The following is a 13863-nucleotide window of genomic DNA, read 5'->3' as shown; positions in this document are numbered from 1 at the left end:
CCCCCTGCACACGAGAACGGCCGACGCGAGTGATCGCGTCGGCCGTTCTCGTGGTCCCGGGGAGTCGCTCAGCGAGGCGCCTCGCCGTGCTTGATCTGCGGCTTCGGCAGGCGGAAGCGTCGGATCTGGATCGCTCGCATGATCCCGTAGCCGACCAGGCCCTGGCCCACCGAGCCGAAGCGCTCGGTGAGCTTCGCGCGCAGGGAGCGGCGCAGGACGAGGCTGTCGATCACGCACAGCGCGATGCCGCCCCACAGCACGACGATCATGCCCGTGCTCATCGCGGTGGTGATCTCCGGACGGATCAGCGGCAGCACCAGCGCCACCAGCATGAACACCAGCGCGATCGGGAAGAAGTACTCGGCGACGTTGCGGCGCGAGTCCACGACATCGCGCACGTAGCGGCGCTCGGGGCCGCGGTGCTGAGCCGGCATCTTCCGCTCGTCGCCGGTCACCAGCGCCTGCTGCGCCTCCATGCGCTCCTGGGAGGCGCGCTCGCGATCGCGCTTGCGCGCCTCCTTGCGGTCGTCGACGACCAGCGGACGGCGGCGCGCCGCCTCGGCCTCCTTGCGGGTGCGCGTGGGGCGACCCTTGGTGCCGGGGCGGGAGGGGGCCGAGGACTGCTCGGCGGGATGCGGGGGCTCGGACTTGCGGAAGATCACCGGGGCATTCTAGGCGACGGGGACGGGAGCCGTCTGGGACCCCCGCGCGGGCCCGCCCCGCGCCCGGACCCGTCGGCGGGCCGCGGCGGTACCGTGAGGGCCATGAGCCTGAACGAAGACCCCGTCTCGCCCACCGCCGACGCCGCCTCCCCGGAGGAGGTGCAGGCGCTGCGCGAGCGTCTGGATCCCCTGCTCCCCGCCGCGATCGAGGATCTGAAGGATCTGGTGCGGATCCCGTCGATCGCCTTCGAGGGGTACGACCGGGAGCCCGTGCGCCGCAGCGCCGAGGCCGTCGCCGAGCTGCTGCGCGGCGCCGGCATGCAGCAGGTGGACATCGAGTCCGTCGCGGGCGGGAGCCCCGCGGTCATCGGGCGCAGCCCGGCCGCCCCGGGTCGCCCGACGGTGCTGCTCTACGCGCACCACGACGTGCAGCCCACCGGCGAACTCTCCGACTGGAGCAGCGACCCCTTCGAGCCCGTCGAGCGCGACGGCCGCCTCTACGGGCGCGGCGCCGCCGACGACAAGGCCGGCATCATGGCCCACGTCACCGCGCTGCGCCTGGTCGGGGAGGAGCTCGCGGCCGACGGCATCGGTGTGAGCGTCTTCGTCGAGGGCGAGGAGGAGGCGGGCTCCCCGACGTTCCGCCCCTTCATCGAGGCGCACCGCGACGCCCTCGCGGCGGACCTCATCATCGTCGCGGACTCCGCGAACTGGGCGGTGGGCACCCCGGCCCTGACCACGAGCCTGCGCGGCCTGGTCGACCTCGTGGTCGAGGTGCGGGCACTGGACCACGCCGTCCACTCCGGCCTCTTCGGCGGCCCCGTGCTCGACGCCCTCACCCAGCTCAGCCGCCTGCTCGCGACCCTGCACGACGAGGACGGCACGGTCGCCGTCGAGGGGCTGCGTCGCGCCGAGGACCCGAGCGTCGAGATGGACGAGGCCGACTACCGCCGCGACGCCGGCGTCGTCGAGGGGGCCGAGCTCTCCGGCGAGGGGCCGCTGACCGCGCGACTGTGGACCCGTCCGGCGCTGTCGGTGATCGGCATCGACGCCCCCTCGGTGCGCGACGCGTCGAACACGCTCGTGCCCGTCGCCCGCGCGAAGGTGTCGCTGCGGATCCCGCCGGGCGAGGACCCCGAGCGCGCCATGGCGGCGCTGACTGCCCATCTCGAGTCCCACGCCCCGTCCACGGCGAAGGTCACGATCCACCGCGGGGAGCTGGGTCGCCCCTTCAGCGCCGCGCAGAGCTCGGCCGCGATGGACCTCGCCCGCCGCTCCTTCGCACGAGCCTGGGGCACCGAGGCGGTGGACACCGGGCTCGGCGGCTCCATCCCGTTCATCGCCGACCTGCTCGAGGTCTTCCCGCAGGCCGAGGTGCTGGTCACCGGGGTCGAGGATCCCGAGTCCCGCGCGCACGGCATCGACGAGTCCCTCCACCTCGGGGAGTTCGCGAAGGTCTGCCTCGCCGAGGCGCTCCTGCTGCGCGGCGCCGGCGCGCTCGCGGAGAGCACCTCGCAGATCCGCGACGGGGACGGGGCATGAGCGGTCAGGGACCGGGCCGCCAGGGCGCCGGGGTCGGCCGGGGGAGCGGGCAGGAGCCCGCGCCGGTCTCCCCGCTGATGATCCCGCTGCTGGTGCTGGGCCTCGCGATCGGCTTCTTCTCCGGCTACTTCCTGCTGTGGTGGGGCGCGCTCGTGGTCCTCGGCGTGATCGTCGCGGCCGTCTCGCTCGTGCTCAGAGGCCGCAGCCGGGACGGCGCCACGGGCGCGGTCGCCGGCGTGCTCCTCGGGTACGCGGGCGTGATCCTGCTGGCGCTCTTCCGCGGCGCGCTGTGACGGCGGCCGGACGAGAGGAGGGCGTCCCCGTGCCGGCCGGGCTGGGACGTGAGGCGGCTCGCCGTCGACGGTCCTCCCCGTTCCCGGCGGCCGAGGCGTATCCTGGCTGGAATCGAGCTTCGAGGAGGACCGCATGACCACGACCACCACCGAGCGTCCCGCCGCGGCGCACGGCGTCACCCTCACGTCCGGCGCCGCACAGAAGGTCACGAGCCTGCTGGAGCAGGAGGGCCGTGACGACCTCCGCCTGCGGATCGCGGTGCAGCCCGGCGGCTGCTCCGGGCTGATCTACCAGCTCTACTTCGACGAGCGCCTGATGGACGACGACCAGGTCGTCGACTTCGAGGGCGTCGAGGTGATCGTCGACAAGATGAGCAGCCCATACCTCAGCGGTGCCGTCATCGACTTCTCCGACACCATCGAGAAGCAGGGCTTCACGATCGACAACCCCAATGCGGGCAGCTCCTGCGCCTGCGGCGACTCCTTCTCCTGAGTCCCGCCCCGCCGAGCCGAAGGGCCCGGGCCACGTCCGCAGGACGTGGCCCGGGCCCTTCCTCATGCGCTCCGTGCCCGGTGACGGTGCACTCCAGGGGCGCTGCGGGTGTGACCGTCGCGACGTGCAGATCACGGACCGGTCACGGCGCGACGGAAGGGGAGGTCCACGGTGGGTCGAAGTGCCCGCACCACCCGTCGGACGCCGTATGATGACGAGGTGCCGTCAAGTGACGGGCCTTCCCTGGTCCGCCACGGCTCGTTCCTCAGGGGCGGGCGCGGCACTGTGGGTGTGTTCAGCCCACGTCAGTACCAGCTCCGCGCCGCGGAGCCGCCCCGGAACCTCCCTCCGGGGCGGCGACGAGGGCAGGAGACGACGAGCGGAAGGTCATCCCCTGTGATCCCCCAGGTCCCCAAGCGCGCGCGGCGCGGCCGTCGCGCAGCGGCAGCCGGCCTCGCCCTGGCCACACTGGTCCTCGCCGGTTGCACCCAGGCGCAGCAGCGCGGGTTCCTCCCCGGCCCCGACGACGGCCAGGAGGTCACCAGCCAGACCGAGAGGATCACGAACCTCTGGGTCGGGTCCTGGTCCGTGCTGGTCCTCGTCGGCCTCATCATCTGGGGCCTGACCATCTGGTGCGCGGTGGCCTACCGCCGCCGGAAGAACGACAAGGGCTTCCCGATCCAGCTGCGCTACCACGTGCCGCTCGAGCTGATGTTCACGCTCGTGCCCGTGGTGATGGTGCTGACGTTCTTCTACTTCACCCAGCGCGATGCGCGGGAGATCGAGATGCACGTCGCCGAGCCCGACGTGACCGTCAACATCGTCGCCAAGCAGTGGAGCTGGGACTTCAACTACGTCGACGAGAACGTCCACGAGCCTGCTGGCGTGCAGTCCTTCGCCACCGGCGAGCCCGGTGCCGCGGAGTCGCTGCCCGAGCTGTGGGTTCCCGTCGACCAGACCGTCGAGTTCCGCCTCGACTCGCGCGACGTCATCCACTCGTTCTGGGTCGTGGACTTCCTGTACAAGAAGGACATGATGCCGGGGCACACCACCAGCTTCCAGGTGACCCCCACGCGCATCGGCGAGTACTCCGGCAAGTGCGCCGAGCTGTGCGGCGAGTACCACTCCGACATGCTCTTCACGCTGAAGGTCGTGTCCCAGGAGGACTACGACGCGCACATGGAGGAGCTGCGCCAGCAGGGCTACGAGGGCCAGCTCGGCGTGGATCTCAACCGCAACGAGGAGGAGTGGAGCATGCGCGAGAAGCATGACGACGCCGGTCCTCGCTACACCGAGGAGACCGCGACCAGCGGCAACGAGGGAGACGACCAGTGAGCACCGACGTCACCGCCTCGCCGACCACCACGGCGCCCGCGCGGTTCCAGGAGGAGCGCCCCACCAACCTGGGGAGCCAGTTCTTCAAACTCCTGACCACCACCGATCACAAGCTGATCGGCATGATGTACATGGGCATGGCGTTCGCGTTCTTCGCGTTCGGCGGCCTGCTCGCGCTCGGCATCCGCACCGAGCTGTGGGAGCCCGGACTGCAGGTCGTGGTCTCCAAGGACCAGTACAACCAGCTGTTCACCATGCACGGCACGATCATGCTGCTGATGTTCGGCACGCCGCTGTTCAACGGCTTCGCGAACTACCTCGTGCCGCTCCAGATCGGCGCCGTGGACATGGCCTTCCCGCGGCTGAACATGTTCGCCTTCTGGATCACGCTGTTCGGCTCGCTCATCGTGGTGGCCGGCTTCCTCACCCCGCAGGGTGCCGCGTCCTTCGGCTGGTTCGCCTACGCGCCGCTGTCGGACACGACCTTCTCGCCCGGCCTGGGCGGTGATCTGTGGGTCTTCGGATTGGCGTTGCAGGGCTTCGGTACGATCCTGGGCTCGGTCAACTTCATCACCACGATCATCTGCATGCGCATGCCCGGCATGACCATGTTCCGCATGCCGATCTTCACCTGGAACACCCTGATCACCGGTGTGCTGGTGCTCATGGCCTTCCCGCCGCTGGCCTCCGCGCTGCTGGCGCTCGGCGCCGATCGTCGCTTCGACGCGAACATCTTCGACCCCGCCAACGGCGGCCCGGTCCTGTGGCAGCACCTGTTCTGGTTCTTCGGCCACCCCGAGGTGTACGTGCTCGCGCTGCCGTTCTTCGGCATCGCCTCGGAGATCATCCCGGTGTTCTCGCGCAAGCCGATCTTCGGCTACAAGACCCTGGTCGGCGCGACGATCTCCATCGCGGCGCTGTCGGTGACCGTGTGGGCGCACCACATGTACACCACCGGTGCGGTCATGCTGGACTTCTTCGCCTTCATGACGATGCTCATCGCCGTGCCCACGGGCGTGAAGTTCTTCAACTGGGTCGGCACGATGTGGAGAGGGTCGCTGACCTTCGAGACGCCGATGCTGTTCACGCTCGGGTTCCTCACCACCTTCATCTTCGGCGGTCTGACCGGTGTCATCCTGTCCTCGCCGGTGCTCGACTTCCACATCTCCGACACCTACTTCGTGGTCGCGCACTTCCACTACGTGATGGCCGGCACCGTGGTCTTCGAGATGTTCGCGGGCTTCTACTTCTGGTGGCCCAAGATGTTCGGCTACAAGCTCAGCGAGGGCATCGGCAAGCTCCACTTCTGGCTGCTGACCATCGGCTTCCACATGACCTTCCTGATCCAGCACTGGCTGGGCGTCGCCGGCGCACCGCGCCGCTACGTGAACTACCTCGCCGAGGACGGCTTCGACTGGATGAACCAGATCTCGACCGTCGGCGCGTTCATCATGGGCGTGTCCACCCTGCCCTTCCTCCTCAACGTGGTCCTGACCCACCTGAAGGGGAAGAAGGTCGAGGTCGACGATCCGTGGGGCTACGGCGCCTCTCTCGAGTGGGCGACGTCCTGCCCGCCGCCGCGCCACAACTTCCACTCGCTGCCCCGCGTCCGCTCCGAGCGCCCTGCCTTCGATCTCCACCACCCGGAGGTCGCGCTGCAGGACCACATGCTCGCGGAAGAGCCTCTCGACCACCCCAGGAGCAACTGACATGAGAGCAACCGCAAAGATCTTCTGGATCCTCGGTGTCTTCTTCCTGATCGTCACGGTCGCGTACGGCCTGCTGACGGGGTACTTCGAGCCCCTCGGCATCGAAACCGTCGGCTTCCCGGCGATGATCGCGCTGACCGGTCTGGCGTTCATGATCGCGATGACCGCCAGCCTCGCGGTCCGCAAGAACGACCTCGGCGCCTCCGACGAGGAGGACGGCGACCTCGAGAGCTCGGCCGGTGTGCAGGGCAGCTTCAGCCCCTACAGCTGGGCTCCCCTGTGGGCCGCCATCGGAGGTGCGCTGTGTTTCCTCGGCGTGGCCGCCGGCTGGTGGATCTTCGCCTTCGGCATCCTCTTCGCGGCCTACGGCGTCCTGCTCTGGGTCCTCGAGTTCTCCCGAGGCCAGCACGCCCACTGAACCCGCAGCACTCGCCTCGCTCCGAGGCATCCCAGGAAGGCCCCGCATCTCGGATGCGGGGCCTTCCTGCATCTCCCGCTGCGGGTGACGCCCCGGGCGGTCATGCCTGCTCGGGCACATGCAGCAGCCGGAGCGGGCGCGTCAGCCGGGGTCACGCATCGCGTGGGGTGCACGCATCACGTGGGTGCGCACATCGCGTGGGGTGGGCACGTCGCGGGCGCGCACACATCGCGTGGGGTGCTGACATCTTCTGCGCTGTGCGCACCGCCCGGCGCACACGGAGGACGTGCGGTCCGCACGTCCTCGATCCACGTCCTCGGCCGGGGTGCGCACTCCGCGTGACGTGCACTCCGCTCGTCGACGGCGGCACTCCTCGATCTCCGGCACGGGGCGGGCGTGGGTGCGCGGCCAGGGCACGATGTGCTCCATCGGCCGTTGCGGCGAGGCTCGCTGGGGGAGGGGGACGTGCGCCAGGACTCGTCGACAGCCCATGCCGGAGTGCCTCCTCATGTCAGGGCGGCGCACGAGGTCGAGGGGTCGTGAGGAGCCGTGGAGGAACCCTGGATCGAACTCGCTGGGACAGTGCGAAGCGAAGGTACCCGGAGGAACAGTTGTAAAGCGCTGTAATAATGTCGCCGTCATGGCATTCCGTCCTCGGCGGCATGGTCGCCGTGCACACGAGGGTGCAGGGCGGCGTGGTTCCGCAGCAGCCCGGTGCTAGCTTGGCCCTGGATGCCCTGTCCGTCGGTCGCCACCCGCTCGCGACCACGTGCCAGGGCTACGAGCCGCCGCGGGGCGGCTCGTGCAGTGCCACCTCACGACGATCAGGAGACGGACGAGATGATCAGCTCCAGCAGGACTCCCAGTGATCGTGCGAGAGCGCAGATCGCCCAGCTCTTCGGCGGCGAGCAGGGGGAGGAGCGTGCCGTCGCCTGGGCGCGCGGTGTGCTCGAGCACGCCGGGCTCGACGCCTCTCGGGCGCCTCTGCGGTCGATGCGTGCACTGCGGCGCGCGGAACGGCGCCTGGGCCTCGTCGCCGGCCGCTATCTCGTCGAGGCGGTCGCCGGTCGCTCCGATGCGACAGGACCCGCCGGCGCGGGAAGCCCTCTGAGGGACTGATGCCGCGTCGGGGCAGTCGGCGACCGTTCGCTCTGATCGGGGGAGGGGCCCGCTGCGCGGTGGAGACCGCTGCGCGAGAGGCGGCGCCGACGACGGGGGAGAGGGACGCAGAAGGAAGGGCCCCGAGGAATGATCCTCGGGGCCCTTCCTTCACGGCTGGCCGGTGGGGTCAGCAGCCGGTCAGTGCACGACCTTCTCGGCCGGGGTGCGGTAGTCGCCGCCCGTGGCCTCGTCGACCAGATGCTTCTCGTGTCCCGCGTGCTCCATCGCCTCGCGGAGCGACGCCGGGGTGACCGGCTCGATGCGGTCCTTGAAGAAGAAGCTGGTGGCCTTGGCACGCAGGGAGGAGACTCCCTTGCCCGTCTTGAGCGGACGGTAGTCGTCGTGGGCGACGAGCTCCCAGCGCTCGTACTCGTCCAGCGGCTCATGGATCTCGATCATGTCGCCGGAGCCGGTGCGGACGATGCGGGAGGTCTCCCGGCCGTGCAGCACGAGATCGCGCTTCTGACGCTGGATCGAGAGGCACAGGCGCTTCGTGATGTAGAAGGCGAGCACCGGGGCCACGAAGAACGACACACGGAACAGCCAGGTGAGGTCGTTGATCGAGAGCTGCAGGGCGATCGCGATCAGGTCGTTCGTGGCTGCCAGCGCGAGGATCAGGTACGAGACGATCCAGGCGACGCCGATCCCGGTGCGGACCGGGGCGTTGTACGGCTTGTCCGCGAGGTGGTGCTCACGGTCGTCCCCGGTGACCCAGGACTCGATGAACGGGTAGAGGGCGAGGAAGGCGAGCAGCCCGCCGTAGATCGCCATCGGGATCAGCATGTTCAGCGAGATCACGTAGCCGAAGATCGTGAACTCCCAGCCCGGGATGAGGCGCAGGCCGCCGTCGGTCCAGAGCATGTACCAGTCGGGCTGCGAGCCGGCCGAGACGGGGGAGGGATCGTAGGGGCCGTAGACCCACATCGCGTTGATCGAGGTGGTCGCCGAGATCAGCGTGATGATGCCGAAGACGAGGAAGAAGAAGCCGCCTGCCTTCGCGCCGAACACCGGCAGCACCGGGTGTCCCACGACGTTGCGGTTGGTGCGGCCCGGGCCCGCGTAGTGGGTGTGCTTGTGCACGACCACGAGCACGAGGTGGATCGCGATGAGGCCCAGGATGGCCGCGGGCACGAGCAGGATGTGGATCGTGAACAGTCGCGGGATGATGTCGGTGCCCGGGAACTCACCGCCGAAGAGCAGCATCGACAGGTAGGTGCCGACGATCGGGATCGACTTCATCAGGCCGTCGACCACACGCAGGCCGTTGCCGGAGAGGACGTCGTCCGGGAGGGAGTAGCCGGAGAAGCCGGCGACCATGCCGAGCACCATGAGCGAGAAGCCGATGAGCCAGTTGAGCTCGCGGGGCTTGCGGAACGCACCGGTGAAGAACACGCGGAACATGTGCACGAAGATCGCGACCATGAACACGAGCGCCGCCCAGTGGTGCATCTGTCGGAACAGCAGACCGCCCTTGACCTCGAACGCGATCTCCATCGTCGACTCGAAGGCGCGGGAGACCGTGGCGCCCTGGAGCGCCTCGTACGGGCCGTTGTAGATGACCTCCTCCATGGAGGGGTCGAAGAACATCGTCAGGAAGACGCCGGAGATCAGCAGGATGACGAAGCTGTACAGCGCCATCTCGCCGAACATGAAGGACCAGTGGTCCGGGAAGACCTTGCGCGCGAAGAACTTCACGAAGCCGGCGCCGGAGAGGCGCTGGTCGAGGAAGTCGCCGCCCACCGCACCGAGCTTGAGGATGCGGGAGTCGCCGTCGGAAGACTGCTTCCGGGTGCTGGGAGTCGTGGTCGTCATGTGATCACTTGTCCTTGTGGATGTTCCAGAAGCTGGGACCGATCGGCTCGGTGAAGTCGCCGGGGGCCACGAGGTACCCCTCGGCGTCGACCTCGATCGGCAGCTGCGGCAGCGGACGGTGGGCCGGGCCGAAGATCACCTTGGCGCCGTCGGTGACGTCGAAGGTGGACTGGTGGCACGGGCAGAGCATGTGGTGCGTCTGCTGCTCGTAGAGCGCGACCGGGCACCCGACGTGCGTGCAGATCTTCGAGAACGCGAGCACGCCCTCCACACCCATCGACATCGACTCGTCGTTCTTCGCGAGCTTGGGGTCGATGCGCACGATCACGGCCGCGGCCTTCGCACGCTCCTCGAGGTGGTGCGGGGTCTCGTGGGTGAGGCCCTCGGGCATGACGTGGAAGATCGAGTTCATCGCGACGTCGGACAGCTTGATCGGCGTGCCGTCGTGGTCGCGGGCCAGTCGCTGGCCCGGGTTGTGGCCCCAGAAGGTGTGGTGGAGCTTGTTGCCCGGGAGCGGACCCAGCGTCGACAGCGGGGCGAGCACGGCGATGGGCAGGGCCGCGAGGGCCGCCACCATCGCGGTGACCATGACGGGACGACGGCCGATGCCCGTCTCCGCCAGACCGCCGGTGATCATCTCGGCAGCTGCCTTGCGCGTCTCGTCGGAGCCGCGGACGTCATGGCGCTCCTCGACCCACTCCTCGTCGGGCATGAGCGTCTTGGCCCAGTGCACCGCCGCGGCGCCGATGAAGAACACCGCGATCGCGAGGCCGAGGCCCGCGACGAGGTTGGACCACCACAGCGCGCGGGGAGTGCCCTCCTCCGCGAAGATGTTGGTGTCCAGCGGCGTGACGAGGAAGTACGCCGCGATGAAGATGACGGTCCCGACCACGCTGAGGAGGAACATGAAGGCGACGAGTCGCTCGGCGCGCTTCTCCGCGGGCTTGGAGATGTCGGTCTGACGGGGGGAGTGGGGAGGCAGACCCGGGTTGGGGAATCCGCCGCCCTCCTTGGGGGCGAGGGTGCTGACCCGGGTGGGGGAGCTGCCGTCGGTGTTGGTGTTCATGCTCGCATTCACTTGGCCTTCGCCCCCAGCCACACGGCGGCGCCGAGGAGCAGGGACAGGATGATCGTCCAGGCGTACAGTCCCTCGGTCACGGGGCCGAGGGAGCCCAGGGAGATGCCGCCGGGGGAGCCGGTCTCCTCGAGGGTCTCGAGATAGGTGATGACGTCCCGCTTGTCCTCGGGCGAGAGGTTGGTCTCGTTGAAGACCGGCATGTTCTGGGGACCGGTGTCCATGGCCTCGTAGACGTGCTTGCCCTCGACGCCGACGACCGGCGGGGCGTACTTGCCTCGGGTCAGCGCACCGCCGGCACCGGCCGCGTTGTGGCACATGGCGCAGTTGATGCGGAAGATCTCACCGCCGCGCTCGGCGTTGCCCTTGCTGGTGTCCAGCCACTCCTCGTCCGGCACCGACGGGCCGGGGCCCAGCGAGGCCACGTACGCGGCGAGCTGACGGGTCTGCTCCTCGTTCATCTGCTGCGGCTTCTCGCGGGCCTGGGCGCCGGAGGCCTGCATGGGCATGCGGCCCGTGCCGACCTGGAAGTCGACGGCGGCGGCGCCCACGCCGATCAGCGAGGGTCCGAGGGTCGAGCCGTCGGCGTCCGTGAGACCCGCGGCGTCACGGCCGTGGCAGGTCGCGCAGTTCGCGAGGAAGAGAGCCTCTCCGGCCTCGACGTCGCTCTCTGTGTAGGCCTCGGCCTGGGCCGTCTGCGGCTGCAGGGCCGCGTACAGCCCGCCGGTCGCGACGAGCGCGAGCAGCAGGATCACGAGTAGCGCCATCGGGTGATGACGACGTGCGGCGAGAGCCTTCACGGTTCGGACCTCGATTCGTGGAGGGGGCGGACGGGGAGGGACAGGAGTTCGGGGGTGCGGTGGGGCCCGGGGGCCGCTGCGCGGATCAGAAGATCGTCCAGTCGAAGTCGACCGGGACCACGTGACCGGACGAGGCGCCGGTCAGGATCGGGTCGAGCATGTACACGACGAAGAAGAGCACGATCCAGACGATGTCGACGAAGTGCCAGTAGTAGGAGATGCAGATCGCCGAGACCTGCTCGTGCGCCGTGAAGCTCTCCGCGACGTAGGCGCGCATCAGCACCATCAGGAAGGCGACGAGGCCGCCGATCACGTGGAGGCCGTGGAAGCCCGTCGCGAGGTAGAAGATCGAGCTGAACGGCGAGGACGACATCGTCACGCCGTGGTGCACGAGCTCCGCGTACTCGAAGGCCTGGCCCGAGACGAAGATCGCGCCGAGGATGAAGGTGAGCGTGTACCACTCGATCATCCCCCAGCCGGCGATGTTGAAGATCGAGCCCTCGCGGCGCTTGCGCGGCGCGAACGACTGCCCCCAGGGGAAGCGGCCCTCGGCGACGAAGACGCCGATCTGGCAGGTGACGGAGCTGAAGACCAGGATCGAGGTGTTCAGCAGCGCGAAGCCATGGGTGAAGTTCGACTGGCCCTCGGCGAAGGTCTCCGGCGCCATCGAGCGCAGCGTGAAGAACATCGCGAACAGGCCGCCGAAGAACATGAGCTCGCTGGCGAGCCAGACGAGGGTGCCGATCTGCGTCGGGTTCGGGCGGCCGACCGCTGGGGCGGCAGCGGGGGAGGAGCGCACAGGCAGAGTCGCAGTAGTCACGTCACCATTATGTCGTGTCGTCAGATTCGGTGTGTCGGTTCACGACGACCGAGCACATCGCGGGGCCTGCGCCCCGGGCGGACCGTGCCAGCATAGCCCTCCTGACGGCCTGTCACGAACCAGGACACGCGTCGATACGCCCAGGTGATCGGCCATGTGGGTGCGTCGTGACCGTTCCGTGATCCGATCCGTGACCAGGGCGACGGTGCACACGCTCGCAGGTGCGATGATCGAGCCATGAGCGAGCAGACCCCGATCTGGTCCCGGCTCACCGCGCGCCTGGTGCGCGGCGAGCATCTCGAGCACGCCGAGGCGAGCTGGGCGATGGACGAGATCATGACCGGAGAGGCGGGTCCCGTCCCGCTGGCGGGCTTCCTCGTGGCGCTCCAGGCCAAGGGCGTCAGCAGCTCGGAGCTCGAGGCCCTGGCCGATTCGATGGTCGCCCATGCCCGTCCCGTCGCGGTGGAGCGGCATGCGATCGACATCGTCGGCACCGGGGGCGACCTCGCGCAGACTGTGAACATCTCCACGATGGCTTCGATCGTGATCGCCGCGTCCGGCCGCACCGTCGTCAAGCACGGCAACCGCGCCTCGACCTCGCGCTCGGGCTCGGCCGACGTGCTCGAGGCGCTCGGCGTCCGGCTGGACCTCCCCGTGCCCGAGGTCGAGCGCCTGGTCGGCGAGGTCGGCATGACCTTCCTCTTCGCGCAGGTGTTCCATCCCTCCATGCGCTTCGCCGCCGAGGCGCGCAAGGGCCTGGGCATCCCCACCGTGATGAACATCCTGGGACCGATCACGAACCCCGCGCGGCCGCTCGCGAGCGCCGTCGGGGTCGCCGATCCTGCCATCGCGCCGACCGTCGCCGGCGTGTTCGCCTCGCGCGGCACCAGCGCCCTCGTCTTCCGCGGTCAGGACGGCCTGGACGAGCTCACGGTGAGCGCCGCCTCGGACGTCTGGGAGGTCCGCGGCGGGGAGGTGCGCTCGCACCTGCTGGACCCGACGGCGCTGCTGGGCATCCCCCGCAGCCCCCACGACGCGCTCCGCGGCGGTACGGCCGAGGAGAACGCACAGGTCGCCCGTGATCTCTATGCGGGGGCGAAGGACGGGCGGATGGGCCCGATCCGGGATGCGGTGCTGCTGAACGCCGCGGCGGGCATCCTCGCCCACGACGGCATCGAGAAGCCGGCCGCCGACGGGTTCGACGACCGCTTCCGCGCCGCCCACGCAGAGGCGGTCTCGACGCTCGACAGCGAGGCGCCGGCGAGGCTTCTCGCGCGCTGGGCGGCGGCATCCCAGGAGTCGCTCGCCGCGAACGGCTGAGCGGACCGGCACGATCGGTCGACGCCGTCCCCCACGCAGGCCGTCCCGGGACGGCCTCCGACCGGGGCGAGACGCGATCGCCCCGGTCGGCAGGGGCTCTCAGCCCTCGAGACCCAGATCGAAGGCGGCGTCGAGGTCACGCTTGGAGTAGGTCTTGAAGGCGATGTTGGTGGTGGTGTCGCGGACGCCCTCGACCCGGCTGAGGGAGCCGGCGATCACGCCGGCGAGGTCCTCGTGGTTCCGCACACGGGCGACCGCGATCAGGTCCACGTCGCCGGTGACGGAGTAGACCTGCTCGATCCCGTCGATGTCGACGATCGCCTCGGCGACCTCCGGGATGCGCTGGGGGTCGACGACGATCGAGACGATGGCGGTGATCATGAATTCTCCTTCGACGGGCGCGGGGGCGCCGGGCGGCTTCTC

The 13863-nt window shown here is 69.5% G+C and carries 14 protein-coding genes; 8 read left to right on the top strand and 6 right to left on the bottom strand.

Going from position 1 to position 13863, the window contains the following annotated elements; genetic code table 11:
• Positions 1-68: 68 nt before the first annotated feature.
• The gene (locus DEU31_RS10145) at positions 69-662 is read right to left on the bottom strand and encodes a DUF3043 domain-containing protein (protein ID WP_133677005.1); all 594 of its coding nucleotides are present in this window, start codon (positions 660-662) and stop codon (positions 69-71) included.
• A 102-nt stretch (positions 663-764) separates the two neighbouring features.
• Here DEU31_RS10145 and DEU31_RS10140 point away from each other — a divergent pair, with 102 nt between their 5' ends.
• The 7 genes from DEU31_RS10140 to DEU31_RS10110 all read left to right on the top strand — a co-directional run bounded on the left by DEU31_RS10140 (position 765) and on the right by DEU31_RS10110 (position 7571).
• Positions 765-2204, top strand: a complete 1440-nt coding sequence (locus DEU31_RS10140) for a dipeptidase (RefSeq protein ID WP_133677004.1) — start codon at positions 765-767, stop codon at positions 2202-2204.
• Positions 2201-2497 (top strand): hypothetical protein, encoded by a 297-nt coding sequence (locus tag DEU31_RS10135; RefSeq protein ID WP_243733800.1) that lies wholly within the window; start codon positions 2201-2203, stop codon positions 2495-2497. The genes DEU31_RS10140 and DEU31_RS10135 overlap by 4 nt, the downstream gene beginning before the upstream one ends.
• Before the next feature lie 133 nt (positions 2498-2630).
• A complete protein-coding gene (gene erpA / locus DEU31_RS10130; RefSeq protein WP_053917775.1) occupies positions 2631-2990 on the top strand; it encodes an iron-sulfur cluster insertion protein ErpA in 360 nt (119 codons plus the stop codon).
• Positions 2991-3386: 396 nt separating this feature from the next.
• Positions 3387-4325: a cytochrome c oxidase subunit II gene (gene coxB / locus DEU31_RS10125; RefSeq protein ID WP_133677003.1), complete on the top strand. Its 939-nt coding sequence runs from the start codon at positions 3387-3389 to the stop codon at positions 4323-4325.
• Positions 4322-6034, top strand: a complete 1713-nt coding sequence (gene ctaD / locus DEU31_RS10120; RefSeq protein ID WP_133677002.1) for a cytochrome c oxidase subunit I — start codon at positions 4322-4324, stop codon at positions 6032-6034. The genes coxB and ctaD overlap by 4 nt, the downstream gene beginning before the upstream one ends.
• Before the next feature lies 1 nt (position 6035).
• Positions 6036-6452 carry a cytochrome c oxidase subunit 4 gene (locus DEU31_RS10115; RefSeq protein WP_133677001.1) on the top strand — a complete coding sequence of 139 codons (417 nt, stop codon included), beginning with the start codon at positions 6036-6038 and terminating at the stop codon, positions 6450-6452.
• A gap of 840 nt (positions 6453-7292) precedes the next feature.
• Complete coding sequence (locus DEU31_RS10110) at positions 7293-7571, top strand: hypothetical protein (protein WP_133677000.1); 279 nt, start codon at positions 7293-7295, stop codon at positions 7569-7571.
• A gap of 180 nt (positions 7572-7751) precedes the next feature.
• Here the strand turns inward: DEU31_RS10110 and DEU31_RS10105 are convergent, their stop codons facing one another.
• The 4 genes from DEU31_RS10105 to DEU31_RS10090 form a co-directional block, all read right to left on the bottom strand.
• Positions 7752-9425, bottom strand: a complete 1674-nt coding sequence (locus DEU31_RS10105; RefSeq protein WP_133676999.1) for a cytochrome bc complex cytochrome b subunit — start codon at positions 9423-9425, stop codon at positions 7752-7754.
• Between the two features lie 4 nt (positions 9426-9429).
• A complete protein-coding gene (locus DEU31_RS10100) occupies positions 9430-10491 on the bottom strand; it encodes a Rieske 2Fe-2S domain-containing protein (protein WP_133676998.1) in 1062 nt (353 codons plus the stop codon).
• An 8-nt stretch (positions 10492-10499) separates the two neighbouring features.
• On the bottom strand, positions 10500-11300 hold the full coding sequence (locus DEU31_RS10095) for a cytochrome c (protein ID WP_133676997.1): 801 nt from the start codon (positions 11298-11300) through the stop codon (positions 10500-10502).
• Between the two features lie 85 nt (positions 11301-11385).
• Positions 11386-12120: a heme-copper oxidase subunit III gene (locus DEU31_RS10090; RefSeq protein WP_133676996.1), complete on the bottom strand. Its 735-nt coding sequence runs from the start codon at positions 12118-12120 to the stop codon at positions 11386-11388.
• A 237-nt stretch (positions 12121-12357) separates the two neighbouring features.
• Here DEU31_RS10090 and trpD point away from each other — a divergent pair, with 237 nt between their 5' ends.
• Complete coding sequence (gene trpD, locus DEU31_RS10085; protein WP_133676995.1) at positions 12358-13440, top strand: anthranilate phosphoribosyltransferase; 1083 nt, start codon at positions 12358-12360, stop codon at positions 13438-13440.
• Positions 13441-13539: 99 nt separating this feature from the next.
• Here the strand turns inward: trpD and DEU31_RS10080 are convergent, their stop codons facing one another.
• The gene (locus DEU31_RS10080) at positions 13540-13821 is read right to left on the bottom strand and encodes an Lrp/AsnC ligand binding domain-containing protein (protein WP_010550590.1); all 282 of its coding nucleotides are present in this window, start codon (positions 13819-13821) and stop codon (positions 13540-13542) included.
• Positions 13822-13863 lie beyond the last annotated feature (42 nt).

Origin of the sequence: Brachybacterium sp. AG952, from assembly GCF_004362645.1 — a bacterium.
GTDB classification, from domain to species: domain Bacteria; phylum Actinomycetota; class Actinomycetes; order Actinomycetales; family Dermabacteraceae; genus Brachybacterium; species Brachybacterium conglomeratum.
Note: the sequence above shows the minus strand (reverse complement) of the source record. Positions and strands in the feature narration are given on the sequence as shown.

Coding starts and splice junctions, on each gene's coding strand:
- DEU31_RS10135 (WP_243733800.1), top strand. CDS start 2,201: ATGAGCGGTCAGGGACCGGGCCGCCAGGGCGCCGGGGTCGGCCGGGGG.
- DEU31_RS10140 (WP_133677004.1), top strand. CDS start 765: ATGAGCCTGAACGAAGACCCCGTCTCGCCCACCGCCGACGCCGCCTCC.
- DEU31_RS10115 (WP_133677001.1), top strand. CDS start 6,036: ATGAGAGCAACCGCAAAGATCTTCTGGATCCTCGGTGTCTTCTTCCTG.
- DEU31_RS10080 (WP_010550590.1), bottom strand. CDS start 13,821: ATGATCACCGCCATCGTCTCGATCGTCGTCGACCCCCAGCGCATCCCG.
- trpD (WP_133676995.1), top strand. CDS start 12,358: ATGAGCGAGCAGACCCCGATCTGGTCCCGGCTCACCGCGCGCCTGGTG.
- erpA (WP_053917775.1), top strand. CDS start 2,631: ATGACCACGACCACCACCGAGCGTCCCGCCGCGGCGCACGGCGTCACC.
- DEU31_RS10110 (WP_133677000.1), top strand. CDS start 7,293: ATGATCAGCTCCAGCAGGACTCCCAGTGATCGTGCGAGAGCGCAGATC.
- DEU31_RS10105 (WP_133676999.1), bottom strand. CDS start 9,425: ATGACGACCACGACTCCCAGCACCCGGAAGCAGTCTTCCGACGGCGAC.
- DEU31_RS10100 (WP_133676998.1), bottom strand. CDS start 10,491: ATGAACACCAACACCGACGGCAGCTCCCCCACCCGGGTCAGCACCCTC.